A 22,385-nucleotide genomic window follows, 5' to 3' on the forward strand; every position below is an offset into this window, starting at 1 on the left:
CTCATTTCAGAATCCCGGTCACCACGGCGAACGGCACGGAGAGAAACCCTGCGGTGATGGCGATCGAGACCACGAGCGCGGTCAGCTTCGCAGCTCGTTGCCGCGCGGCGTTCATCGCCCCGAGGCTCTGCAGGGCGCTCCACAACCCGTGCCGGATGTGCAGGCCGAGCGAGCAGACCGCCAGCGCGTAGAACAGCGCGATGTACCAGCGCTGGAAGCTCGCCACCACGTTCCGGTAGACCTCGCCGTGCACGCCGTGCGGGTTGACGTGGCCGGTCGTGAGGTCGAGCAGGTGGTAGACGATGAAGAAGGCGAGGATCACGCCGCCCCACCGCATGGTGCGCACCGCATAACCCGCCTGCACCTTCGGGCGGCGCCGGTAGCCGACCGGACGGGCCGCCCGCGCCCGGCGCGCCAGCTGGTAGGCCGCGGTCGCGTGCAGCAGGACGGCGGCCAGCAGCACGAACCGGACGACCCACACGAAGCCCTCGTAGCCCAGCAGGCCGTCGAGCAGCGAGCGGAGCCAGACCGCGTACGCGTCGATGCTGCTCGGGGAGATGAAGATCTTGAGGTTGGACAGCATGTGCACGACCACGTACAGCAGCAGGATGGCACCCGACGCCGCCATGACGATCTTCTTGCCGGCCGTCGACGACCACAGCCTGCCGATCGACGTCCGGCGACGCCCGGCCGCGGGCTTTCGATCGCGGGCCAGGCGCGCTCCGGAGCCCGCGGGCTCGACTCGTTCGTCTTGGAGAGTCACGAAAGAAAGCTAGGCACAGCGCTCCGCCACTGTCCAATATGGTGAGACGCTGGGCTCGATAGCCGGAGGCGATTGCCGCTCGTGAAGGCTCTCGTGGCGCCGCCGGTGTGGCCTAGGTCTCGTCCCGGCCGGTGCGGATGTCACATCGGGCCCGCCGTCATCGTCTGTTCTTCGGAACGCGATGGGAGAGGGGCGGCCATGGCACTGGCCCACGGGATCGGCGGGCGGTCGGATCTACCCGTACCGCTCTGGCTTGCGCTCTACACCGGTGCGGCGGCGGTGCTGATCGCGTTCTTCGTGGTCTCCGTCCTGAGGCCGAAGCCGCGCCCGGCAGGGCGAGAAGTGCCGCTTCCGCTGCTGCTGCGGCGTATCGCGGACGCGCGGAGCACGCGTGCGCTGCTGCGAGCTTGCGGTCTCATCGCGTTCGGCGCGCTGCTGGCCGCGGCGTGGTTCGGTGCCGACGACTCCTCACGCAATCCGGCACCGGCGTGGTTCTACGTGTGGTTCTGGGTCGGCCTGATTCCGGCTTCGCTGGTGTTCGGCCCGTTCTGGCGGCTGGTGAACCCGATGCGCCCGCTGGCGGCGATCGCTCGTCGGTGCCTCCCGCGCACCCTGCGGCGCGATTTGCCGTCCGACGAAGCCGGATACCTGGTCGCGGTCGCAGGCATGGTCGTGTTCCTGTGGCTGGAACTGGCCTTCCCGCACCCGGATTCGCCACGCGCCGTGGCGGTCTTCGCGACGATCTACGCCGTGACGCACACGATCGGCGGGGCGCTGTTCGGGCCGCGTTGGTTTGCCCGTGCGGACACCTTCGAGGTGTATTCCGGGCTGATCGCCGCGCTTTCCCCGCTCGGGCGAAGCGCTGGCGGGCGGCTGGTGCTGCGGAGCCCGCTGGCCGGGCTGCGCGACGGCCGTGCCGGGCCCGGCCACACCGCGCTGGCGCTCGTGGTGCTGGGCGGGACCATGTTCGACGGCCTCAGCAGGCTGTCGCCGTGGAGCGATCTCACCCGTGTCATCGGGCAACCGGCGACCTCGGTGCTCGCGACCGCGACGCTCCTGGTCGTGCTCGCCCTGAACTTCCGGGCCTACCGCGACGCGATCAGGACGACCGGGGCACACCTCCGGCCAGATATATCCACTGTGGACGACGAGTTCACGTATCCGCTGGTGCCGATCATGGTCGGGTACAGCGTGGCGCACTACTTCTCGTTCGCCGTCTTCGAGGGCCAGCGAGGCTGGCTGCTGGCCACCGATCCCTTCGGCCGGGGCTGGGACCTCCTCGGCGTCGGCGGTGCCGCGGTCGACTACACGGTGCTGGCGCCTTCGGTGATCGCAGTGGTGCAGGTCGGCGCGATCGTGCTCGGGCACGTCGCCGGAGTGGTGTCCGCGCACGACCGGGCGTTGCGGGTGGTGCGCGCGGGAGAGCTGCGAGTCGGGCAGTACCCGATGCTCACGCTCATGGTGGTCTACACGGGTATCGGCATCGTGCTGGTCTCCGCCGGGTGAGGTTCAGCCCGGTCTCCCGCCGATGAACTCCACCCCGCTGGGCAGGTCGCCGGTGACGGCGGTGCTGTGCAGGAAGTCCAGCAACGCGGTTTCGAACGCGCGCACCGCTTTCGTCGGCGCGGTGTCGGCCCTGCGCGCGAGGCCGATCGTGCGGCGCAGCGCCGGGCGCACGAGCCGGGTCCCGCGCAGGCCGGGGCGCCCGGAAAGCACCATCCTCGGCACGATCGCCGCGCCCAGCCCGGCCTCGACGAAGCACAGCACGGCATCCATCTCGCCGCCCTCGACGGCCAGCTGCGGGGTGAAGCCGGCTTCCGCGCACGCGCGCAGGGTCGTCTCCCGCAGGTCGTAGCCCTCGCGGAACATCACCATTTGCCGGTCGCGCAGCGCCTCGAGCGGGATCGGCGCGCTAGGCCGTTTCGTGCCGGTGGCGGCCGTCGCGACGACCAGTTCTTCGGTGAGCAGTGGTGTGATCGACAGCGAAGGCTGCTCGCTGATGCCGCCGACCGGCAGGACGACGAGCGCGAGGTCCAGCTGCCCGTGGAGGAGTGCGCTCGCCAGGTCGCGTGATCCGTTCTCCCGCACGGCAAGCCGCACGCCCGGGTGCTCGCCGTGAAAGGTTCGCAGGGCGTCGGCGAGGACCGTCACGCACAGGCTCGGGGGCGCGCCGAGACGGACCAACCCGCCGTGCACGCCGACCACGTCGGTCACCTCGCGCCTGGCGACGTCCGCGTCGGCCAGCATCCGGGTGGCGATCGGCAGCAGCGCCTCGCCGGCGGGTGTGATGAGCACCGCTCCGCGGGCGCGGATGAACAGCTCGGCGCCCAGTTCTGCTTCCAGGGCCCGGATCTGGTTGCTCAGCGACGACTGCGCGACCTTGACCGCCTCGGCCGCCTTGGTGAAGTGCAAGGCGTGCGCGACGGCGAGGAAATAGCGAAGCTGCTGCAAGGTCACCTGGCATCACCCCGAGAACCGAATCCACCACCAGGATCCGCTGGGCTGCGGACCTGTTCTGTGCTGCGTAGAGCATGCCTGACATCGGGCGCGTCTTCGCGGTGGTCCCGCGTGCCCGAGCGCGATGTCACAAGTTGAGCGGGCCGGTCGTCCTACTGGGCAAGAGTGCTGCATGTCGGGCCCGGACGTCGCGCGCACGAGAGGCGCGGCACGCCGTGGCGGAAGGAGCCGGAATGGGCGGCTTGAGCGGCCGAGTCGCGTCGATCACGGGCCATCACGACTTCGAAATGGCGCTGTGCGAAGCACTTCCGGAACTGACGTGATTTTCGAGCGGAGGAAGCAGAAGATGATGGATGGCCACAGCCGACCGGCCAAGCTGCTCATCCGGGTGGCCACCGTGGTCAGCGCGCTGACCGTGCTGGTCTTCGGGGTGTGGATGCGAATCGACCCCGCGAGCTTCGCAGAGTTCGCCCAGTTCCCCAACCACGTGCACTTCCTGCACGACGCCGGCGTCTTCCAGATCGGCATCGGCCTGGTGCTGCTGGCCGCCCTGGTCTGGCACGACGTGCTTTCGATCGCGCTCGGCGGATTCTTCGTCACCAACACGCTGCACGCGGTGAACCACGCCACCGATCTCGATCTCGGCGGCAGCCCGCAAACCTGGTGGCAGCTCGGGCTCGTCTCCCTGCTCGCGCTGGCCGGCCTCGTGGCGCACCGCAGGCAGCTGACCTCGGCGCGCAGGCGTGCGGAAAGCCGCTGCTGACCGCGCCGGCCGAGGCAGGGCACGAGGTGACCGTCATCGTGCCCTGCCTGTGCAGCAGGCACCGGATCGGACCGAGTTCGGTCACCATCGACCGGCGCGGTCATCGCCGCACGCGGAGTTGGGTCAGCGGCAGACCGTCGCCGTGCAGTTCGACCTCGAAGACACCGGGAATGCCGGTGGCGAGCGTCAGCGTCGATGGGCGTCCCGCGACGAGATCGGCCTTGCGGGCGTAACCGTGCACGTGCAGCTCGTCGGCGACGTCGGAGGTCACCACGAGCTCGACCGTGTCGCTGGTCCGCGCGTCGATCCGGTCGGGCCCGGTGACCTTGCCTCCCTCGGCCACGACGAACAGGTGCCGAACCGGCGCATCACGCGCTCGCCATGTGCCGCAGGCCGTCGTGGCAGCTCGGATGCTCGGGGCGCCAATCCAGTTCGCGCTTGGCCTTGTCGTTGGCCAGCCGGATCCGGGTGCCCACCATGAGCGCGTGCATGTAGGGCGTCGGCCGCAGCAGCCAGCCCGGCACGGTGCGCGGCGCCGGCGCCTCGGCCGCCTCGGCGACGGCGGCGATGAAGTCGGCGAACGCGATCGGGGTGTCATCGACGATGTTGTACGCCTGCCCGGCCCGGCCCCGTTCCAGGGCCGCGACGGTGGCGGCGGCCGCGTCGGCGATGTGGATCGGGCAGGTGACCCCGGACGGTTTCGGCATCGGCAACATGCGCCGCGACGCCATCGCCATCAGCTTGCGGGTGCTCACCTCGGGGCCGTAGAAAAACCCGTACCGCAGGGCGATTCCCTCGATACCCTCGGCGGCGAACGTCTGCCGCTCGTTGGCCCGCATCGACCGCATGTGCCGCTCGAACGCGCCGCGGCCGGGCGGGGCGAACGGATGGTCCTCGGTGAGCTTCGCCTCGCCGTGGTCGTAGTACCCGTAGCCGAGGAAGAACGACTGCGTGATGAACCGGCGCGCGCCGACCAGTTCGGCCGCGCGCAGCAGGTTCGCCGTCCCGAGCTCGCGCAGGTCGTCGGTCGGGTGGAGATCCCGGTGCCGCAGCGGCGTGCCGGTGATGGCGGTCGCCTGGTGGATGACCGCGTCGGCGCGGTGCCCGTCCAGCGCGGCGAGCAGCCGCTGCTCGTCCATCACATCGACCACCCGAGCCTGGACGCCTGCCTCTGCCAGCTCGCGTGCTCGCTCCGGCGAGCGAGTCAGGCCGAGCACCGTGTGGCCGGCGGCGCGGAGCTGCGGCACGAGAACGCCACCGAGGGTGCCCGTCGCACCGGCGAGAACGACCCTCATCTCGACACCTCGTTCCGGGCGGTGTCACGCCGCGTCTGCGTATCCCTCGGGCGCATTGAGCACGATCCTTCCTGGGCTTGCGGCCTGCGGATCGGGCCGCTCTACCGTTCAGACGAATCCACTCGGCTCGGTGTGACACCCGGGGCAGCCCCACGCGTTGATAGGCGATGTCACAACTCCGGCCGCCGCTTCGTCCAAATGGGAAAAGCGAGCGAGAACGGAAGTGGCCGCAGCATGACCCCGCCCAGCACCCCGTCCCGGGTCGCGTGCCGACACGACGAAGGCATCGGCGGCCAGGGGAGAGGACGTCCGGTGACCGACGACATCGCTGATCGACCGGCCGTTGCCGTCTTCGCGGCGCACCGGAAGCTGCTGTTCACGGCGGCGTACGACATTCTCGGCAGCGTGGCCGACGCCGAGGACGTCGTGCAGGACACCTGGCTGCGCTGGGAGAAGGTCGACCACGCGAGGGTCGAGCATCCGCGCACGTACCTGATGCGGATCGCGGTGCATCGCGCGGTCGATCAGCTGCGCAAGGCGCGCAGGCTGCGTGAGGACTACATCGGCCCGTGGCTGCCCGAACCGCTGTTGACCGAGCAGGACGCGGCCGACCGCGTTGAGCGCCAGGGCGGTGTCGCGCTGGGCCTGCTGGTCGTGCTGGAAACGCTGTCGCCGCTCGAACGCGCCGCGTTCGTGCTGCGCGAGGCCTTCGCCTTCGAGTACGCCGAGATCGCGGGAATCCTGGGTAAGTCGCCCGCCGCGGTGCGCCAGCTGGTGCACCGGGCGCGCGGGCACGTGCACGCGCGGCGCCCGCGCTTCACCGCGGATCACGCGGCTGCCCAGACGGCCGCCGAGCGGTTCGTCGACGCGGCCATCGGAGGCAGCCTGGCCGAGCTGATGGACGACGTGCTCGCGCCCGAGGTCACCCTGTGGAACGACGGTGGCGGCCGGGTCCGCGCCGCATTGCGACCGGTGCACGGCGCGGACAAGGTGGCTCGCCTGATGGCCGCGATCGGTCCCCTGTACGCCGAGCACGAGATCCGCTGGGCGCGCCTGAGCGGCACGCCGACCGCACTGCTCTTCGCCGACGGCACGCTCGTCGCGGTGGTAACCATCGAGACGGATCCGTCCGGGAAGCGGGTGCGCGACATCTACGGCATGGCCAACCCGGACAAGCTCGTCCACCTGACCGGCCGCTGAGGCGTTGCGGCAGAACCCGCCCCGAAACGTGCCGGCGCGCGGCGCGAATCCGGTTTTGCCCCATGCCGGAGATCGTCCGCCTGGAGTTGCGGAAGCTCGGCTTCGCGGTGTTCTCCTGCAGCGTCTCGATCAAGGGCACGGTGAAGGAGACGGTTGGCCCGCTGAACGAGCCGGTTCTGATCGGCGGCGAGATCGTCCGCCCCGGAGACGTGGTGCGAGGTGACGCGGACGGTGTTCGTGGTGGTGCGACGGGAAGATCTCGCCGACGCGATCAGCAAGTCCCAAGTGAGGGAAGACGCGGAAGCGGGCGACATCGCCGAGTACCGCGCGGGCAAGAGCGTCATCGAGGGCTGACACCGATCACTGGAGGAGCACCGACGCGTCGGTGCTCCTCCAGTGCTTCTGTTCTGCGAAAGCGCTTGTAGCCCTGGTGGGAAGTGGCGGTCAGCCAGCGGTGTTGAGCGCGTCGGTCGGCGCGAGTGCGGCGCCGACACGGGGTTCCGGTTCGACCCGATCGGCCCGCCGCGAGCTGCGGCGTTGGCCGAGGCACGCGCTCAGGCGCAGCGGCAGGCCCTCGTCCGGGCACTGTGGGCCGCGACTCCGGCGAACAGCGCGCTGATCTTCGAATGCGTGTGCTGAGGCGCCGTCGCCGCATCGGCCGGTGGAACTCTCAGCCCCGGGAGAGGAAGCGTTCCCGCTTTTCGCACGGTGCACCTCGGCTCTCGGCGATGGCGTGTCGGTCGCCTGCCGGTTGCTCGGCTCGGGTTGCCGTTCTGGGCGCCGGGATGGTCTCCACGACCACCGGTCGTTCGTGGGTGGCAGCCCAGGCCTGGCCGGCGAGCGCGCCGAGCACCGCCGCGCCGGTCAGCGCGGCTAATCGAACGGCGTCGCCGGAGCCCTCCCACCCGAGATCGCCGAGTGAGTGCACGACGAAACCGTTGAACAGCGTCCAGCCCAGCACCGCGGTGACCAGGGCGCCGGTGACGTTGCGGATGGCGACGCCGTAGCCGCCGACCACGAGGCACAGCACGACCAAACCTGCCACCTGCTCGCCCGACCACCAGGCCGCCACGGCCGCGGGCACCATTCCCGCCGCGACCACGAAGAAGCCGACTGCGGACGAGGTCGCGGGACCGGCCACCGATCGGCGAGCCAGGCCACGCCGGAACAAAACCATCACGATGCCCCCCGGACCTGATGAGCACCGTCCTCCATCGGCGGTGACCTGCTCAGTGAAGCTCGCCGAGCAGCCCCCGGCCGAGCTCTTGACGTAATCGCTACAGGCGGCGGGCGAACCTTGACGGCAACGTGACTCGGCGCGGCAACCCACGCTTCGCGGCGGCGTTCAGCGGAGCTTGAGGCGGAGTCGGCGGATCATCGTGCTGGCCACAGCGCACACCGATGTCGCCTGGTTCCTCGGAGCGGTGGAGGGCACCATCGGCGGTCAGCCGCTGGTCGCTCGGATGCGCCGCACCCGAACCGTGGGCCCACGGCCGGGCGGCTTGGAAGGTCATCGCGGCGCACACCGCGGTTCCTCACGGACGAATCCTTCGACATCGTCTACGGCGCACACGGCGGCCGAGCCTTCCAGACGTCGTCACGTCGCCCGGGAACGGCGTCAGTCGTCCAGCAGCTGGGCCATCGCGGTGCTCGCTTTGAGCCCTGAGCCGGTCAGCACGGCGACGACGACGTCGTCGCCGGTGAGGTGGCCGTCGCGCGCGAACCGTTCGAGGGCGGGCACCACCTGGGCGCTCGTGGGTTCGGCGTAGAGGCCGGTCTTCGCCAGGGCGAGCGTCGCCGGGCGCAGTTGTTCTTCGGGCACCGCGGTCATCGCGCCACCGCTGTCGCGGATCGCGTGCAACACCTCTCGGTCGCGGACCGGGCGCGCGATGGAGGTTCCTTCGGCGAGCGTCGGGGCCCATTCGGCCGGTTCGACGCCGTCCGTGCCGGAGTCGAACGCCCGCACCAGCGGGCTGCACCGCTCCGGCTGGCTGACCAGCAGGCGCGGCACCTGGGCGATCTCGCCGGCCCGGTGCAGCTCGCCGAAGCCCGCGGCGCAGCCCAGCACGAGGCTGCCGGCGCCGGCCGGGATGACCACGGCGGATGGGGCGGTGAAACCGAGGTCTTCCCAGATCTCGTAGGCGATGAGCTTGATGCCGTCGATGAAGTGCGGATGCCAGTTGTGGCTGGCGTAGAAGCGTTCGGAAGATCGGCGGAGCGCCTCGTCGGCGGTGTCCTGCCGGCTGCCGGGCACGAGTTCGACCGATGCGCCGTGGATCCTGCTCTGCAGGATCTTGGACGGCGATGTCGTCTCCGGGGCGAGGATCTGCGCGTCGATCCCGGCCGCCGCGCAGTAGGCGGCGACGGACGAGCCGCCGTTGCCGCTGGAGTCCTCCAGCACCGCGGGGACGCCTTGCCCGCGCAGGGTGCTGATCATCACCGAGGTGCCGCGGTCCTTGAAGCTGGCCGTGGGGTTGGCCGACTCGACCTTGACCGCGACGTCGAGCCCGGCCAGCCGGCGGTGCAGCAACGGCGTCAGTCCCTCGCCGAGGCTGACCGGCGAGGTGTCGGGCAGCGCGAGCGCGGCGGCGTAGCGCCATTGCGAGCGCACGCCCGAGTCGATCTGCTCGCGGGTGATGCCGGGAAGGGGCTCCACCAGGAGGGGAGATCCGTCGTCGCCGCACCAGCGCGGCTCGTCGATCGGGTAGCGGTGCCCGGCGCGATCGATCAGGCCGGGATTGCCAGTGCTCACGATGTCTCCTCGTCGCGAGAGGGTTCGGCGCCATCAGCGGTGACGGGCAGCTGACCGGTCCAGTCTGTCTTCAGCTGGACAGTCTAGAAGGGATCGCGGGCGAGTCGATCCTCCGCTTCGGCTGCGTTGCGAGCGAAAGTCATTGCCCCGCCGGGATCTCCAGGCGTCGATGGAGTTCCTCGCCGATGCGGTCGATCGCGAGCTTCGCGCGCCGGTGCGGGCATGGTGGTTCGCTCGCGCATGCGGAGTCGTGACGGCGCGTCCGCGCTCATCCAGGTGTTCCACCAAGGCCTGTGTCGTCGATCAGATCGCTGTTAGCGTTGCGCCTTGAGCGAAGGAGAACTGGCGCGTGACATCGGCTGCGTTTCGTTTCGATGGGGATCTGGAAGTACGGCGGCTCGGGTTCGGGGCCATGCAATTGCCAACGGAACCGGGCCCGGCCCGCGAGACCTCTCTCGCGGTCGCCCGGCGGGCCGTTGAGCTGGGCGTCACGCTGATCGACACCGCGCACATGTACGGCGGGGGAGCCAACGAGGAGCTCCTGGCCGAAGCCCTGCACCCCTACCCGGATGGGCTGCTCATCACCACCAAGGTCGGCGTTGCCCGCTCGGGCCCCTCGGGCGAGTGGAAGCTCGACGGGCGGCCGGCTGTTCTGCGCGATCAGGTCGAACAGGCGCTGCGCCGGCTGCGCGTCGAGCGGATCGAACTGCTCCAGCTGCACCGCATCGATCCCGAGACGCCGCTCGCGGACCAGGTCGGCACGCTGCGAGACCTGCAAGCCGAGGGCAAGATCGGCCGGATCGGGCTGTCCGAGGTCAGCGTCGGCGAACTCGGCCAGGCGCGGCGGATCGTCGACATCGCGAGCGTGCAGAACCGCTACAACCTGCTCGACCGCGAGCACGAGCCCGTGCTCGCGGCCTGCGAAGCGGCGGGCATCGCGTTCCTGCCGTGGCGCCCCGTCGCGTGGGGCGAGTCGGGGGCGAGGACCGACGTCGCCGCCGTGGCAGCGGAACTCGACGCCACTCCCACCCAGGTGGCGCTCGCCTGGCTCCTCGGCCACTCGCCGGTCATCCTCCCGATCCCCGGCACCGCCCGAGCCGACCACCTGGAGGAGAACCTCGCCGCGGAACGGCTCCACCTGACCGAAGCCCAACGCGACCGCCTCGGCCGTCTGCCCGAGACGGCGTAGGGCCCGTCTCTTCGGTCGTGATCGGAGTGCGGTGGCGGTGATCTGGAAGACGTACCCGCGCTTGTCATAACGGGTAGGGACGGCTCTGAACTGTTCCAGCTTGTTGATCAGTGCCCCCTTTCCAGCTCGCCGTCGCCGCACTCCGGCCGTTGAGTCCACAAGAGACAGTAAGCCCCACGGGCTGGAGCCGTGGGATGTGGCCGGCCGAAGGCGTGCGGAGTGTTCCCGGCGGTTGACGGTGAGGCTGGTGAGGCCCGCTGGATAGTTGGGTTGGTTGCTGCCTGCGGAGGCAGGTAGTGACGCGACGCTTTCCTCATCCGGCACGGGTCGGCCGGCTCGGGCGTCAGGCAAGTGATTCGAACAAGTACAAAATATGATGCGTCATCTTTTATCGTTGCCATCCTTGGGTTAGCCTTGGCCCCTCGCAGGCTCCGGACGGGATGAGGAACCGTGAACGCCACACCCTTCGACCAAGTTGCCGCCATCGCCGGGATCACTCGATGAACGGGCTCCGGGACTCCCGCGTCGTCATCCTCGGCGGGACCTCCGGGATCGGGCTCGCCACCGCGCGCGCTGCCGGCCAGGCAGGCGCGGCGGTCGTCGTGGGCGGGCGGGATTCAGATCGGCTCGGCCGGGCTCTCGATCTCTTGGGCCCGACGGCCGAAGGTCACGTCGTCGACGTTGACGACGCGAGCTCGATCGAGCGGTTCTTCGACGCCACCGGTTCCCTCGACCACCTCCTGGTCACCCCGTCCCGATTGATTCCGGTGCCCGTCTCCGAGACCACCGAGGAGCAGGTTCGCCCCGCGCTCGACCTGCGGTTCTGGGCGGCGTTCCACGCGAGCCGGCTGGCAGCTCCCCGCATGGCCGAATCCGGTTCGATCACCTTCACGTCGGGGATCGCGGGCAGCCGTCCCATTCCGAACGAAGCCGTGGCGGGTGCTTCCTGCGCCGCGGTCGAGGCGCTGATGCGCTCGTTGGTGACCGAACTCGCTCCGGTGCGCTGCAACGTGCTGTGCCCCGGCTACGTCGACACGCCGCTGCTCGACGACTTCCTCGGCGCGAGCCGCGATTCGAAGGTCGCCGCGATCGCGGAATCGTTGCCCGGCAAGCGGATCGGCAGGCCCGAGGAGATCGCCGACGCCGCCCTGTTCCTCATGGGCAACGGATACATGAACGGCCACGTCCTGACCATCGACGGCGCGCACACGCTCGTCTGACTCCCCGAGGTTCCCGCGATGCCAGGATTACCTTCGACCCCCGCCGCAGACCAGGCCACGACGCCGCCCGCGCGACGGCGCATCGCCAAGGTCGCCTTCGCATCATGGGTCGGCGCGAGCATCGAGTGGTATGACTTCTTCATCTACGGCACCGCCGCCGCGCTGGTGTTCCCCCGGCTCTTCTTCCCGGCCCAGGAGCCGCTCACCGCGACGCTGCTGTCGTTCACGACCTTCGGGGTCGCGTTCGTGGCGCGTCCGTTCGGCGGCGCGCTCTTCGGGCACATCGGCGACACCATCGGGCGCCGGAAGACGCTCGTCATCGCGCTAGTCGCGATGGGCGCGGCGACGACCTTGATCGGGCTGCTCCCGACGTACTCCGCGATCGGGGCTGCGGCGCCGGTCCTGCTGGTCGTCCTGCGCCTGATCCAGGGAATCACGGTCGGCGGCCAGCAGGGCGGCGTCATCCTGCTCGCGACCGAGAACTCACCGGCATCCCGCCGCGGCTTCTACGGCAGTCTCGCCTCGGCGGGCGCACCTGGCGGCGTGCTCCTCGCCAACGGCGCCTTCCTGCTTGTGCTGGCGACGACGTCCGACGAGGCGTTCCTGGCCTGGGGATGGCGAGTGCCCTTCGTCGCGAGCATCCTGCTCGTGGCCGTCGCCGTGACCATCCAGCTGAGGCTCGAGGAGACCAGCGACTTCCGCGCCGCGCGGACCGGAGAGCGCCGCCGCTCGCCGGTCGTCGAAGCGATCCGCCGCCATCCGCGCCAGGTCCTGCTCGCCGCGGGCTGCTACCTCGCCATCAACCTCACCTACTACCAGTTCATCACCTTCGTGGTGGCCTACGGCACGAACCCCGCCATCCTCGGACTGCCCCAGGGCACGATGCTCACCGCGATCATGATCGCCTCCGCGGTCGAACTCGTCGGCCTTCCGGCCGCGGGCCTGCTCTCCGACCGGTTCGGGCGCAGGCAGGTGTTCGCCGCCGGGGCCGTGCTGCTCGGTGTCTTCTCGTTCGTGTTCTGGCCGCTCGTGGACAGCGGGTCGTTCGCGCTGATCACCGTGGCGCTGGTGATCGGCCTCGGGCTCGTCCACAGCCTCATGTACGGGCCGCAGGGCGCGCTGTTCTCGGAAGCCTTCTCCACCGAAGTCCGGTATTCGGCGCTGTCGCTCGGCATCCAGCTTGGCTCGGTCATCGGAGGAGCCTTCGCCCCGTTCATCGCGACGGCGTTGCTCAAGGGCTTCGGCAGCTCGACAGCCATCGCGGCCTACATGGCGGGCGCCTGCGCGATCAGCGCCGCCTGCACGATCGCGCTACGCCCAGCCCGCGCGGCTGCGTGAGCACGTCAGAGTGCCGATGGGCTTTCAGGATTCCGGTTCCTCGTCTTCCCAGAGACCGTTGTTCTCGAGCATCTCGATCACGTAGTCGGCGCCCTCGACGACGTGCTCTTCCATGAGCGTCCGCGCTTTCCGGGCGCTGCGCTTGCGCAAGGCTTCGACCAGGAGGGAGTGCTGTTCGCGGGTCAGCTCGACGTGGGATTCGAGCGAGGCGTAGAAGCGGTTCGGCAGGTGCTTCACCACTCCCGCGAGCAGGAGCGCGAGCCGGTGCGAGTCGGCGGCGAGGTTGATCTCGCGGTGGAAGGCGTGCCCGAGATCGGCGATGCGGTCCTTGTCGCCGGCTTCGATCGCCTCGTCGAGCTGCTCGATGATCGCCTTGAGCCGGTCGATCTGCTCCGGCGTGATCTTCTTCGCGGCGCGGGCGGCGAGCTCGCCCGCCAGGCTGGCCTGCGCCCAGAACAGGTCCCGCACGTCCTGCCTGGTGAAGGGGGCCACGACGAAACCGCGGCGAGGAACCAGCTGCACGAAGCCCTCGCTGTGCAGCGTCAGCAGGCCCTCGCGGACCGGGGTGTTGCTGACGCCGACGGCCTCGGCGATGGGCTCCATGCGCAGGAAGTCACCGGGCTTGAAGCGCCCGGACATGATCTGCTCGCGGACGTAGCCACCTCGTCGGGCAGCTGCCGCCGCTCGTTGCCGCGGACCGCTCCGTAGGCCACCGACATCCCCACTCCACGTTCTCGAAAACCTTCAGAACATCATATCCCGAGGGTGGCTAGCTGCGGGTTCGTTCGCGTCTCGGTGCGGCACGGCCATGATTCACGGCCTGGGGCAGGCGTTCGTGGGTTGCCGGTTGGCGAGGAGATCCTCTGCGAATCGCTGCGCGGCGGGCTGGGATGCCGCGAGAACCTGGCGGTGATCCGCGCCGTCGTACACCTCGTAGCCGATCGCGGAGGAGCGTCCGCACAGCGCCTTCACCAGCTGGTCGGTTCCCGGTTTGCTCACGAGCACATCCGCGGTGCCCTGCAGGACCAGCGTCGGGACGCGGAGCGCGAGGTTCTCCGGTTCCTGCGACTTCAGGTACGCCGTCAGCCGGCCGAGGTCCGCATCCTCTTTGAAGACCCGGTCCGCCTGCACCGTCGAGGCGGCCTGCCGGATCCCGTCCTGGCACGTCGTGCGCGCCGCGTCCAGCACCGGGCGGACCTCGTCGCCAAGCAGCTGATCGGGCACGATTCCGGGATCCACTGCGGCCGCCCCGATGAGCATCGTGGGGAGGAACGGCAACGCTGCGCGGACGCCTTGCTCGCCCGTTTGCTGCTGGAAGTACGCCGTCGTCTGGCTCGTCTTGAAGCCGCCCGGCGCGATGGACACGGCGCCGCGCAGCGACAGCCCAGCGGCCTGCTGCTCTTCTGCAGCGGTGAACAGGGCGGCGTGGCCGCCTTGGCTGTGTCCCATCGCGAACCAATCCGATCCGACGCCCGGGACGACCTGGCGTGCGGCGCGGACGATGTCGACGACCGTGTTCGCCGCGCTTCGCCCGTTGAGATAGGGGTGTTCTCCGGGGGTGCCGAGTCCTTCGTAGTCGGTTTGCACCACGACGTAGCCGGCGGCGACCCAACGGTCCAGCGTCTGGTCGACGAGCCCGACGTAGGAGTGCGCCGGGCCGCCCGGCCGGTCGGCGGACGGCGCGCAGGCGTCGGCCGTGCCGGTGGTGCCGTGCGCCCAGCTGATCACCGGCCAGCCCGCCTGCGGCGGAGGCGACTTGGGCACCGAGACCGTTCCAGAGACCGTGATCGGCTTCCCGTGGGCGTCCGCGGAGGCGTAGGAGATCAGCCATTCGCTTTGCGCGCTGGGCAGCCGTCGGTGGTCCAGCGGGGCCGAACTCGACAGCGTGCCGCGTTCTGCCGCAGGCGTGGGTGCCGAGGTGTCGCCGGTGCCTGCGGAGCAACTGGACGTGACCAAACCGGCCGCGAGCAGCGCGGCCAGCAAGGTGGTTAGGGGCAGCCGGTTCACGGGCGTTCCTCCCCGGGGAGGTCGGGCTTCAACATCCCGGAGAGACAACCGTGTCGGTGCTCGGCAGGTGCCCGCGGATCCCACTCACCGGTACTGCCGGACTCCGCGGCGCGGTGAACTCCGATAGGCATGACAGATCGGCCGCTGAGCCGGATTTACCAGGTGTGGTCGAACGAACTGGTGTGAGGAGTACGAGAACATGACACGCCGTATCGCCGTGACCGGCTCGGCATCGGGCATCGGCAAGGCCCTGGTGGAGATGCTGCGGGCACAGGGAGACGTCGTCATCGGTATCGATCGGGATACCGCGGACGTCCAGGCCGACCTGTCCACCGGCGAGGGACGAACCCGGGCGGTGGCGGAGGTGACCGAGCTCAGCGCGGGACGCCTGGACGGTGTGGTCGCGTGCGCCGGCGTCTCGCTGTTCGATCCGATCGCCGTGAGCGTCAACTACTTCGGTGTCGTCCGGCTGCTGGAGGGGCTTCGGCCGTTGCTCGCCGCCGCCCCGCAGCCGCGGGCCGCAGTGGTCGGTTCCATCGCGGGCACGCAGCCGGTCGACCAGGCCGTGATCGACGCATGCCTGCAGGACGACGAGCAGGCGGCGCTGGAACGTGCGCGCGCAGCGGTGGACAGCGGCGCCGGTTCCCGGCTGTATCCGTCCTCGAAATCGGCCCTCGCGCAGTGGCTGCGCCGAGCGGCGGTGACTGCGGACTGGGCCGGCGCGGGCATCCCGGTCAATGCAGTGGCACCGGGAGTGGTGCTCAGCCCGATGACGGCGCCGCTCATAGCGGACGAGGCGATGAAGAAGGTCATGGACGAGGCGGTGCCGATGCCGCTGAACGGATATGCGGAACCGGCCGTGATCGCCGCGGCGCTCAGCTGGCTGATCAGCGCTGGGAACACGCACCTGACCGGGCAGGTGATCTATGTGGACGGCGGCGCCGAAGCCACCTTGCGAGGCCCGGAAGTCTTCTAGCGGGCCAGAAACGAGTCGAGAACGGGGCTGCGGTGTGCGACCGCAGCCCCGTTCGCGACGAGCAGGGCGAAGTTCGCGCGGCTGCAGAGCCCGCTTGAGATGTGGTGGCGCGGGTCCGGGGTAGGGCGCATGCGCCTTCGAAGCGGTGCAACCACCTGCCAACCCCCGCAGCGTGTTGAGGTGAACGGACCGTTCACTCCGGCCTGCGGTGATGGGTGGAGTGAACGGCCTGTTCGCCTCGCGTATCGGGACGAATGGTCCGTTCACTCCGGATTGGTGGTGTGTGGCGGTGTTGGGTGGGTGGAGGGTGCGCACCTACATCGTGTGTTGGCCGCGGAGGGGACCGGTGGAGAGGGCGCTGACCAGGGCGATGGCGCCGCAGACCGCAGTAGCCAGGAAGGCCAGCACGAAGCCTGATTCGGCGTAGTGCACCTCGGAGCCGAGATAGGTCGCGCCAGGCAGCAGTAGCAGCACCACCAGCACCTGTGATCCGAGCGAACTCCCGAAACTGCCCATCAGGTTCAGCATTCCGCCGCTGACGCCCTGCACGTTGGCGGGCACCGCGTGCATGATGATGTTCGGGAGCGACGCCGTCGTGGCTCCGATGCCGACCCCGAAGATCAGCTGAGACAGCAGGACGATGCCCGCGGTGTCGTGGGCGAGCGCGATCAGAGTCGCACCGATGGTGAGCGCCGAGGCGCCGAAGGCCATACCGGTGCGGGGACCGAAGCGTCGTGAGACCAGTCCGCTGACCGGGCCCGCGACCATCGCGGAAACGCCCGTCGCGGCGAGGAATCCGGCTACTTCGAACGCCGACGCGCCGAACCCGAAGCCGCCTTCCGGCGACGACATCACGAACATCGGCACGAGCATCGAGTTGCCGACCAGCGCGAACTGCACGCATGCGTTGGCGATCAAGGGCAAACCGACCCGACGCCGCGCGAGGAGGTCGATGTGGACGAGCGGATCGGAAGCGCGCCGTTCGTAGGCGAGCCATCCCGCGATGAGCAGCACGCCCGCGATGATTCCGGCCAGCGTGGGCACCGAGCCCCAGCCCGCCTTCTTGGCCATGCCGACGCCGGTCAGGAACGCCAGTGCGCCGAGGCCGAGCAACGTCGCTCCGATCCAGTCCACGCCGACCTTGGCGCGCAGCCCGCTTTCGGGGACCAACCGCCACACCAGCAGGCCCACCACGACCGCGTAGCAGAGCTGGAACCAGAAGATGCCGCGGAAGGAGAACGCGCCGAGGAGGATTCCGCTGATGAAGGGGCCGATGATCGTGCTGGCGCCCATCCCCGTTCCGATGAAGCCCAGCGCGATCGGGATCAGCCTTCTTGGCAGCACGTCCCGGACCAGCCCGTACGCCAGTGACAGGACGGCCAGACCGAATCCCTGCAACGCGCGTCCGGCGATCATCAGCGGGAACACCGGTGCCGTCGCGGCCAGCGCGGTGCCGGCGGAGAACACGGCGGTGCAAGCCAGTGCGACCTTCTTCTTGCCGTAGATGTCGCCCAGCTTGCCGCACACCGCGAAGGCGATCGCGCCCACCAGGGTGACGGCGGTGATGATCCAGGAGATGTCCGGCGACCGGTACGCGGCGGCGATGTTCGACAGCACCGGCGTCACCATCGTGTAGGTGAGCCCGGTGATCTCCACCAGCAGGACGAGAAGAGCGATGATCGCGTAGTTCTGCGCGGTGGATCGTTGCTGGCGAGTGGATTCACCATCGGCGTCCGATCCGGCGGGCGCAGATCTCTGCGGCGGCGATGCCTGATCCATTCTGGACTCCTCGCTGAGTCGATCGGCTTCAATGATCATCGAATTCGGGCCGGCGGATCGGAGTTCTGGCCAGCCACGCGGCGCCCGGGCACGTCGTGGAGCCGACGAATGCCTGGAGCGGGCGCGCCAGCGGACGCTAGCGACTCGACCCGGGTGCGACCGGCGATGTCCCGGTCACCGAGACGGCCGCGGAACCGGACCGGCGGAGGAGGGAGCCGCCTCACTCAGCGGGATCGGCTCGGTGTGCCGGGCGCTTCGCCACCATGCTGCCTCCCACACGATGCTGATGTGGAGGAGCAGGTCGATGGGCAAGCTGGATGGCAAGGTCGCTCTGGTCACCGGAGGCGCGCGGGGCATGGGGGCCGCCCACGTCCGCGCCTTCGTCGGGCAGGGAGCCAGGGTCGTCTTCGGCGACGTGCTGGAGGACGAAGGTCGAAGCCTCGCACGGGAACTCGGCGATGACTGCCGCTTCTTCCCGCACGACGTGACGAATGCCGAGGACTGGTCCGCGGTCGTCGACCACGCCGTTTCGGATTCGGCGGGCTCGACGTCCTGGTCAACAACGCGGGCATCCTGCGGTTCCAGCCCTACGCCGACACGAATGTCGAGGACTTCCGGCAGATCCTCGAGGTCAACCTCGTTTCGCAGTGGCTCGGCATCAAGTACGCCGCTCCGCTCATGTCGGAGGGCGGCTCGATCGTGAACATCTCGTCGGTCAACGGGCTGGTCGGCGGAGCGGGATTCTCCGGCTACAGCGCCAGCAAGTTCGGCATCCGGGGCCTGACGAGATCCGCGGCGCTGGAGCTCGGGCCTCGCGGGATCCGGGTCAACTCCGTGCACCCCGGCAGCGTGGCCACGCCGATGACCAGCCGGGAGGAAGACGAGTTGGAGGACCGGACCGGCGGGGTGATGCGCCGGCTGCCCATTCCCCGCTTCGCCAAACCGCAGGAGATCAGCAGCGTCGTGCTGTTCCTCGCCGGTGACGATTCGAGCTACTGCACTGGGGCGGAGTTCGTCGTCGACGGAGGAATGACCGCCGGCGCCGGGTTCTGAGGCAACCAGCGTCCTATTAGGACTAAAAGGGTGCGGTCAGCCGGCGCGGAGCACGGCGAAGTCGCCCAGGGTGATCCGCATGTCGAACTGGCGCGAGGACAGCCGCCATCCGTCGGGCGTGCGCACCCAGCGGTCGTCGTACTCGCCCATGCACTCGAAGAACCGCCCGGCCATCGGGCCGGCCCCGGCGTGGTGCACCCGGGCGTAGGTGAGCGAACGCGCGGTATCGCCGTCCACCACCACCCGGTGGTTGCCCAGCAGGTGCTGCGTCGGGCCGCATCCGTCGAGGTGATCGCGCATCTGCCGCACGATCGCCTCGACGCCGTCCCTGCTGTACCCGTGGGCGTCCGGGAGGAAGGCGGCCGCGATCGCCGCCCAGTCGCGCGCGTCGATCGCGGTCGCCAGCTCGGCCAGCCGCTCCACGATCTCCTCCCGGGCGGTCATTCCGCCTCCATCGCGCCGAGATCGAGCGCGGCGAGCAGCCGCGGCGACTCCTCGCGGCCGTCGAGAACCCGGCTCGTCCGGCGGGTGACGCGCCAGCCGCCCGGCCCGCGCCGCAGCTGCCAGCGATTGGCGGTGGCGCGGCGCACGACGAACTTCCCGTCGCTGTGCACCACCATCAGCGAGTGGCCCACGGCGACGGCCTCGTCGCCCTCGACCGTCACGTGCGCGGGGCCGAGGAAGTGGGCGCAGCCGCCCTCGATCCAGCCCTGGTGCTTCGCGCTGGTGACCATCGCGACGATCTCGGCGCGGCCGCTCATCGACCACTCGTCGACGTCGTACACGCCGTCGGGTTCCCAGCGGTCGGCCACCGCCTCGGCGCTGCCGCTGTCGACCAGCGGGCCGTAGCCGGCGATGAGCCGGGCGATCTCCTGCTGGTCTTCGAGCTGCCGCAGGCGCGCCTCCAGCGCGGCGAACCGTTCGGCAAGATCGGTGGATTCCTCAGCCATCGGTACCTCGTCCCGGTCAGTCGATGTCGGCCGCGATGCCGGCCAGGGCTTCGAGCTGTTCGCAGTAGTGGTCGGCGGATCGTGCCCGCAGCTGGGCGCCGACGAGCGTGGCGCCGGCTTCGCGCACCTGCGTCAGCGCCGCCTCGGCCGCCTCCGGCTTTCCCGCCGGGTCCAGCGCGCCGGCCGGGAGCACGACCTCGAAGTCCGCCGGCAGGTCGACCTTGCCCAGCATCTCCCGCAGCTGCGCCGAGTCGAGGCCGAACGGCACCCAGCCGTCGCCGTGCTTCGCCGCGCGTCGGAGGGAGCGCAACGTCCGGCCGCCGATCCACATCGGGACACGGGCCTGCACGGCGTGCGGTTCCACGACGAAGCCCGCGTAGTCGTAGTGCTCGCCGTGGTATTCCGGCTCCCGCTGCGACAGGCTGGCTCGCAGTGCGGCGAGGGCATCGTCGGCGCGGGAACCTCGCCCCTCGAACTGCGCGCCGATCAGCGCGAACTCCTCCTCCAGGCTGCCCACGCCGAGCCCGAGCACCAGGCGGCCGCCCGACACGCGGTCGAGGGTGCCGTAGCGCTTGGCGATCTCGAGCGGGTGGTGGTAGCCGAGCACCAGGACCTGCGTGGTGAGGCGGATCGTCGTGGTGCGCGCGGCCAGGTATCCGAGCGTGGACAGCGGATCCCAGTACGTCGCGCCGCGTTGCTCGGCCACCTCCCGGGGAATGCCCACGTGCTCGCTGCACGTCAGGTGGTGGAAACCAAACCGGTCGGCGGCCTCGGCGATCCTGCCGAGATCCTCGATGCCCGCCGTGCGCTCCCACTCCGAATGCACGCCGGGTACCTGCGTCACCACCGGGCTTGCGATGCCGACTCTCATCCACAGACCTTTCCTCGCCGGGCCGTCGACAAGGTGTAGCCCAGCCGCCTCGCGAGGTCCCGGTTCGTCCCGGTGACCGGGAGCCGGTCCGCGGCGGCGGCTCGAAACCCGGGCGAAACGCGGCGGAAGACTTCCGCAGCTCGCGCACCGCTGCTACCGTTCACAGATAGGTGGAATTCATTTCAGTTTTACTTCCGGTACGCCGGGCCGAGGGGAGAACCATGACCGTCCCTTTCGCTCGCGAGAACGCTGACTCCCCGCGCCGCGAGCTGCCGCCGTCCATGGTGGAACGGATGACGCTGATCCTCGACTCCTTCGGGCGGTGCTCCGCTCGGCTCACCCTGGAAGACGTCGCTCGGAGCACGCATTTGCCCAGGTCCACCGCTCATCGAATCCTCGATCAGCTGGTCCGGCTCGAATGGCTCCGGCACAGCGCCGCCGGCTACTCGCTCGGGCGCCGCGCGCTCAGCCTCGGCGGCCAGGCCAACGCCGACGGCGAGCTCCGCGGCGCCGCCGCTCCGTTGCTCCACGACCTCCAGATAAAAACTGGAACGGTTGTTCACCTGGCGGTGCTCGACGGCGGTGAGATCCACTACCTGGACAAGGTCGGCGGCCGGTTCGCGGCGTCGGTGCCCTCGCGCGTCGGCGGCCGGGCCCCGGCGCACTCGACCGCACTGGGCAAGGCGATGCTGGCCTGGCTCGCGCCCGAGGCGGTGGACGAGCTGCTCGGCGGCCACATCGGGCGGCTGACCGACCGGACCATCGGCGACCTCGGCACCCTGCACCAGGAGCTCAACCGCGTCCGGCGCCGCCGCGGCCTGGCCTTCGAGCGAGGCGAGTGCATTCCCTCGCTCGCCTGCGCGGCCGCCGCCGTCCGCGGCCCGGAGGGACCGGTGGGCAGCATCTCCCTGGTGGGATATGTCCAGACGCCGTTGGAGAAGGTGGCACCGCTGGTCGTGGATGCCGCCAGGCAGGTGTCGGACGTGCTCTACCCGGCCGTGGCGAAATCCCGCTCCTGCCGCCAGATGAGCGTTGTCACGCCCGAGAAGACCTGGTCGACCGCGACGCTCGACCGGATGATGGCGGCGGGATCCGGCGACTGGTTCTGACCGCCGGGCGCCCCGCGCCGCGGAAATCGCGCTTCCTCAATGGAAAACCGGTGCCCGTAGGCTGCTCAGGCCCAGTCCCAGGCATCCGGCATGACGAGCTCCGGAGCAAGCCCGAACCGGCCCCGGAAGAAGACCATGGGCGGCGCGTCGACGGGCGTCTCCAGCTCCAGCACCCGGCCGATCACCACGTCGTGGTCGCCGGCGGCGTGCACGTCGTGCACCTCCGCGTGCACCCGCACGAGCACGCCGGGAAGGACCGGACTGCCCCACCGGGACAGCTGCCAGGGCAGTCCCTCGAACTTGGCTCCCCGGCGGGAACCGAACCGGTCGCACAGGTCGGTCTGCCGCTCGGCGAGCACGTTCACGCAGAAGCGCCCGGCGTTGCGGATCCGCGGCCAGGCCCGGCCCCGGTGGTCGGCGCAGAACAGCACGAGCGGCGGTTCCAGGGACACCGAGGCGAACGACTGGCACGCGAAGCCCACCGGCTCGCCGTCGTCGAATCCGGTCACCACCGTGACGCCGCTGGCGAAGGCACCCATCGCCCGCCGCATCTCCAGCGGCGTGGGCGCCGCCACGCGTGCGTCGTCCGCCGTCACCTGAGGATCTTCCGCTGCTCGCTGGGTGCTCACGAAACCGACGTTAAGCGCGCTGCCGCGGTGTTCT

General features: G+C 70.0%; 22 protein-coding genes and 3 pseudogenes. 11 read left to right on the top strand and 14 right to left on the bottom strand.

Going from position 1 to position 22,385, the window contains the following annotated elements; genetic code table 11:
• Position 1 precedes the first annotated feature (1 nt).
• Positions 2-763 (bottom strand): succinate dehydrogenase cytochrome b subunit, encoded by a 762-nt coding sequence (locus AB0I53_RS12555; protein ID WP_358600734.1) that lies wholly within the window; start codon positions 761-763, stop codon positions 2-4.
• A 198-nt stretch (positions 764-961) separates the two neighbouring features.
• Between AB0I53_RS12555 and AB0I53_RS12560 the strand changes: the two genes are divergently transcribed.
• Positions 962-2,269: a hypothetical protein gene (locus tag AB0I53_RS12560; protein ID WP_358600736.1), complete on the top strand. Its 1,308-nt coding sequence runs from the start codon at positions 962-964 to the stop codon at positions 2,267-2,269.
• Positions 2,270-2,272: 3 nt separating this feature from the next.
• Here AB0I53_RS12560 and AB0I53_RS12565 read toward each other — a convergent pair whose 3' ends face one another.
• Positions 2,273-3,220: a LysR substrate-binding domain-containing protein gene (locus AB0I53_RS12565; RefSeq protein ID WP_358600739.1), complete on the bottom strand. Its 948-nt coding sequence runs from the start codon at positions 3,218-3,220 to the stop codon at positions 2,273-2,275.
• Positions 3,221-3,566: 346 nt separating this feature from the next.
• On the opposite strand from AB0I53_RS12565, the gene AB0I53_RS12570 reads away from it, so the two are divergent.
• On the top strand, positions 3,567-3,983 hold the full coding sequence (locus tag AB0I53_RS12570) for a hypothetical protein (RefSeq protein WP_358600742.1): 417 nt from the start codon (positions 3,567-3,569) through the stop codon (positions 3,981-3,983).
• Positions 3,984-4,083: 100 nt separating this feature from the next.
• Here AB0I53_RS12570 and AB0I53_RS12575 read toward each other — a convergent pair whose 3' ends face one another.
• Complete coding sequence (locus tag AB0I53_RS12575; protein WP_358600745.1) at positions 4,084-4,326, bottom strand: hypothetical protein; 243 nt, start codon at positions 4,324-4,326, stop codon at positions 4,084-4,086.
• Positions 4,327-4,351: 25 nt separating this feature from the next.
• Positions 4,352-5,278 carry an NAD(P)-dependent oxidoreductase gene (locus tag AB0I53_RS12580; RefSeq protein ID WP_358600748.1) on the bottom strand — a complete coding sequence of 309 codons (927 nt, stop codon included), beginning with the start codon at positions 5,276-5,278 and terminating at the stop codon, positions 4,352-4,354.
• Positions 5,279-5,590: 312 nt separating this feature from the next.
• Between AB0I53_RS12580 and sigJ the strand changes: the two genes are divergently transcribed.
• The 3 genes and pseudogenes from sigJ to AB0I53_RS12595 all read left to right on the top strand — a co-directional run bounded on the left by sigJ (position 5,591) and on the right by AB0I53_RS12595 (position 6,832).
• Entirely contained in the window at positions 5,591-6,478 is an 888-nt protein-coding gene (sigJ, locus tag AB0I53_RS12585; protein ID WP_358600751.1) for an RNA polymerase sigma factor SigJ, read from the top strand.
• A gap of 62 nt (positions 6,479-6,540) precedes the next feature.
• Positions 6,541-6,654: pseudogene (locus AB0I53_RS12590) on the top strand (hypothetical protein); the annotation flags it as partial.
• A 43-nt stretch (positions 6,655-6,697) separates the two neighbouring features.
• On the top strand, positions 6,698-6,832 hold the full coding sequence (locus tag AB0I53_RS12595; RefSeq protein WP_358600831.1) for a hypothetical protein: 135 nt from the start codon (positions 6,698-6,700) through the stop codon (positions 6,830-6,832).
• 316 nt (positions 6,833-7,148) lie between these two features.
• On the opposite strand, the gene AB0I53_RS12600 is transcribed toward AB0I53_RS12595, so the two are convergent.
• Together AB0I53_RS12600 and AB0I53_RS12605 are read right to left on the bottom strand one after the other, a co-directional pair.
• Complete coding sequence (locus tag AB0I53_RS12600) at positions 7,149-7,619, bottom strand: hypothetical protein (RefSeq protein WP_358600753.1); 471 nt, start codon at positions 7,617-7,619, stop codon at positions 7,149-7,151.
• A gap of 477 nt (positions 7,620-8,096) precedes the next feature.
• A complete protein-coding gene (locus AB0I53_RS12605; RefSeq protein WP_358600756.1) occupies positions 8,097-9,230 on the bottom strand; it encodes a threonine synthase in 1,134 nt (377 codons plus the stop codon).
• A 412-nt stretch (positions 9,231-9,642) separates the two neighbouring features.
• Between AB0I53_RS12605 and AB0I53_RS12610 the strand changes: the two genes are divergently transcribed.
• From AB0I53_RS12610 to AB0I53_RS12620, 3 genes are all read left to right on the top strand, one after another.
• The gene (locus tag AB0I53_RS12610; RefSeq protein WP_358600759.1) at positions 9,643-10,419 is read left to right on the top strand and encodes an aldo/keto reductase; all 777 of its coding nucleotides are present in this window, start codon (positions 9,643-9,645) and stop codon (positions 10,417-10,419) included.
• A gap of 500 nt (positions 10,420-10,919) precedes the next feature.
• Positions 10,920-11,639 carry an SDR family oxidoreductase gene (locus AB0I53_RS12615; RefSeq protein ID WP_358600762.1) on the top strand — a complete coding sequence of 240 codons (720 nt, stop codon included), beginning with the start codon at positions 10,920-10,922 and terminating at the stop codon, positions 11,637-11,639.
• A gap of 18 nt (positions 11,640-11,657) precedes the next feature.
• Complete coding sequence (locus AB0I53_RS12620; RefSeq protein ID WP_358600765.1) at positions 11,658-12,977, top strand: MFS transporter; 1,320 nt, start codon at positions 11,658-11,660, stop codon at positions 12,975-12,977.
• Between the two features lie 24 nt (positions 12,978-13,001).
• Here the strand turns inward: AB0I53_RS12620 and AB0I53_RS12625 are convergent, their stop codons facing one another.
• The 3 genes and pseudogenes from AB0I53_RS12625 to AB0I53_RS12635 all read right to left on the bottom strand — a co-directional run bounded on the left by AB0I53_RS12625 (position 13,002) and on the right by AB0I53_RS12635 (position 14,984).
• Positions 13,002-13,499: a GntR family transcriptional regulator gene (locus AB0I53_RS12625; protein ID WP_358600828.1), complete on the bottom strand. Its 498-nt coding sequence runs from the start codon at positions 13,497-13,499 to the stop codon at positions 13,002-13,004.
• Positions 13,479-13,622: pseudogene (locus tag AB0I53_RS12630) on the bottom strand (GntR family transcriptional regulator); the annotation flags it as partial. The pseudogene AB0I53_RS12630 and the gene AB0I53_RS12625, both read right to left, overlap by 21 nt.
• Before the next feature lie 168 nt (positions 13,623-13,790).
• Entirely contained in the window at positions 13,791-14,984 is a 1,194-nt protein-coding gene (locus tag AB0I53_RS12635; RefSeq protein ID WP_358600767.1) for an alpha/beta hydrolase, read from the bottom strand.
• A 199-nt stretch (positions 14,985-15,183) separates the two neighbouring features.
• Here AB0I53_RS12635 and AB0I53_RS12640 point away from each other — a divergent pair, with 199 nt between their 5' ends.
• Positions 15,184-15,960, top strand: a complete 777-nt coding sequence (locus tag AB0I53_RS12640) for an SDR family oxidoreductase (RefSeq protein ID WP_358600770.1) — start codon at positions 15,184-15,186, stop codon at positions 15,958-15,960.
• A 315-nt stretch (positions 15,961-16,275) separates the two neighbouring features.
• Here the strand turns inward: AB0I53_RS12640 and AB0I53_RS12645 are convergent, their stop codons facing one another.
• Positions 16,276-17,739, bottom strand: coding sequence for an MFS transporter (locus tag AB0I53_RS12645; RefSeq protein WP_358600773.1), 1,464 nt, complete (start codon positions 17,737-17,739; stop codon positions 16,276-16,278).
• Between the two features lie 355 nt (positions 17,740-18,094).
• On the opposite strand from AB0I53_RS12645, the pseudogene AB0I53_RS12650 reads away from it, so the two are divergent.
• Positions 18,095-18,792 (top strand): annotated as a pseudogene (locus tag AB0I53_RS12650) (SDR family oxidoreductase).
• A gap of 36 nt (positions 18,793-18,828) precedes the next feature.
• Here the strand turns inward: AB0I53_RS12650 and AB0I53_RS12655 are convergent.
• The 3 genes from AB0I53_RS12655 to AB0I53_RS12665 are packed head-to-tail and all read right to left on the bottom strand — an operon-like array spanning position 18,829 to position 20,613.
• Positions 18,829-19,236 carry a nuclear transport factor 2 family protein gene (locus tag AB0I53_RS12655; protein ID WP_358600776.1) on the bottom strand — a complete coding sequence of 136 codons (408 nt, stop codon included), beginning with the start codon at positions 19,234-19,236 and terminating at the stop codon, positions 18,829-18,831.
• Positions 19,233-19,742, bottom strand: a complete 510-nt coding sequence (locus AB0I53_RS12660) for a nuclear transport factor 2 family protein (protein ID WP_358600779.1) — start codon at positions 19,740-19,742, stop codon at positions 19,233-19,235. Before AB0I53_RS12660 ends, AB0I53_RS12655 begins: the two co-directional genes overlap by 4 nt.
• A 16-nt stretch (positions 19,743-19,758) precedes the next feature.
• A complete protein-coding gene (locus AB0I53_RS12665) occupies positions 19,759-20,613 on the bottom strand; it encodes a TIGR03619 family F420-dependent LLM class oxidoreductase (protein WP_358600782.1) in 855 nt (284 codons plus the stop codon).
• A 221-nt stretch (positions 20,614-20,834) separates the two neighbouring features.
• On the opposite strand from AB0I53_RS12665, the gene AB0I53_RS12670 reads away from it, so the two are divergent.
• On the top strand, positions 20,835-21,722 hold the full coding sequence (locus AB0I53_RS12670) for an IclR family transcriptional regulator (RefSeq protein ID WP_358600784.1): 888 nt from the start codon (positions 20,835-20,837) through the stop codon (positions 21,720-21,722).
• Positions 21,723-21,787: 65 nt separating this feature from the next.
• Here the strand turns inward: AB0I53_RS12670 and AB0I53_RS12675 are convergent, their stop codons facing one another.
• Positions 21,788-22,351: a flavin reductase family protein gene (locus AB0I53_RS12675; RefSeq protein WP_358600787.1), complete on the bottom strand. Its 564-nt coding sequence runs from the start codon at positions 22,349-22,351 to the stop codon at positions 21,788-21,790.
• Positions 22,352-22,385: the final 34 nt, after the last annotated feature.

Origin of the sequence: Saccharopolyspora sp. NPDC050389 (assembly GCF_040655595.1) — a bacterium.
Taxonomy (GTDB): domain Bacteria; phylum Actinomycetota; class Actinomycetes; order Mycobacteriales; family Pseudonocardiaceae; genus Saccharopolyspora.

Coding starts and splice junctions, on each gene's coding strand:
- AB0I53_RS12560 (WP_358600736.1), top strand. CDS start 962: ATGGCACTGGCCCACGGGATCGGCGGGCGGTCGGATCTACCCGTACCG.
- AB0I53_RS12570 (WP_358600742.1), top strand. CDS start 3,567: ATGATGGATGGCCACAGCCGACCGGCCAAGCTGCTCATCCGGGTGGCC.
- AB0I53_RS12580 (WP_358600748.1), bottom strand. CDS start 5,278: ATGAGGGTCGTTCTCGCCGGTGCGACGGGCACCCTCGGTGGCGTTCTC.
- AB0I53_RS12610 (WP_358600759.1), top strand. CDS start 9,643: ATGCAATTGCCAACGGAACCGGGCCCGGCCCGCGAGACCTCTCTCGCG.
- AB0I53_RS12615 (WP_358600762.1), top strand. CDS start 10,920: ATGAACGGGCTCCGGGACTCCCGCGTCGTCATCCTCGGCGGGACCTCC.
- AB0I53_RS12620 (WP_358600765.1), top strand. CDS start 11,658: ATGCCAGGATTACCTTCGACCCCCGCCGCAGACCAGGCCACGACGCCG.
- AB0I53_RS12640 (WP_358600770.1), top strand. CDS start 15,184: ATGACACGCCGTATCGCCGTGACCGGCTCGGCATCGGGCATCGGCAAG.
- AB0I53_RS12645 (WP_358600773.1), bottom strand. CDS start 17,739: ATGGATCAGGCATCGCCGCCGCAGAGATCTGCGCCCGCCGGATCGGAC.
- AB0I53_RS12655 (WP_358600776.1), bottom strand. CDS start 19,236: ATGACCGCCCGGGAGGAGATCGTGGAGCGGCTGGCCGAGCTGGCGACC.
- AB0I53_RS12660 (WP_358600779.1), bottom strand. CDS start 19,742: ATGGCTGAGGAATCCACCGATCTTGCCGAACGGTTCGCCGCGCTGGAG.
- AB0I53_RS12665 (WP_358600782.1), bottom strand. CDS start 20,613: ATGAGAGTCGGCATCGCAAGCCCGGTGGTGACGCAGGTACCCGGCGTG.
- AB0I53_RS12670 (WP_358600784.1), top strand. CDS start 20,835: ATGACCGTCCCTTTCGCTCGCGAGAACGCTGACTCCCCGCGCCGCGAG.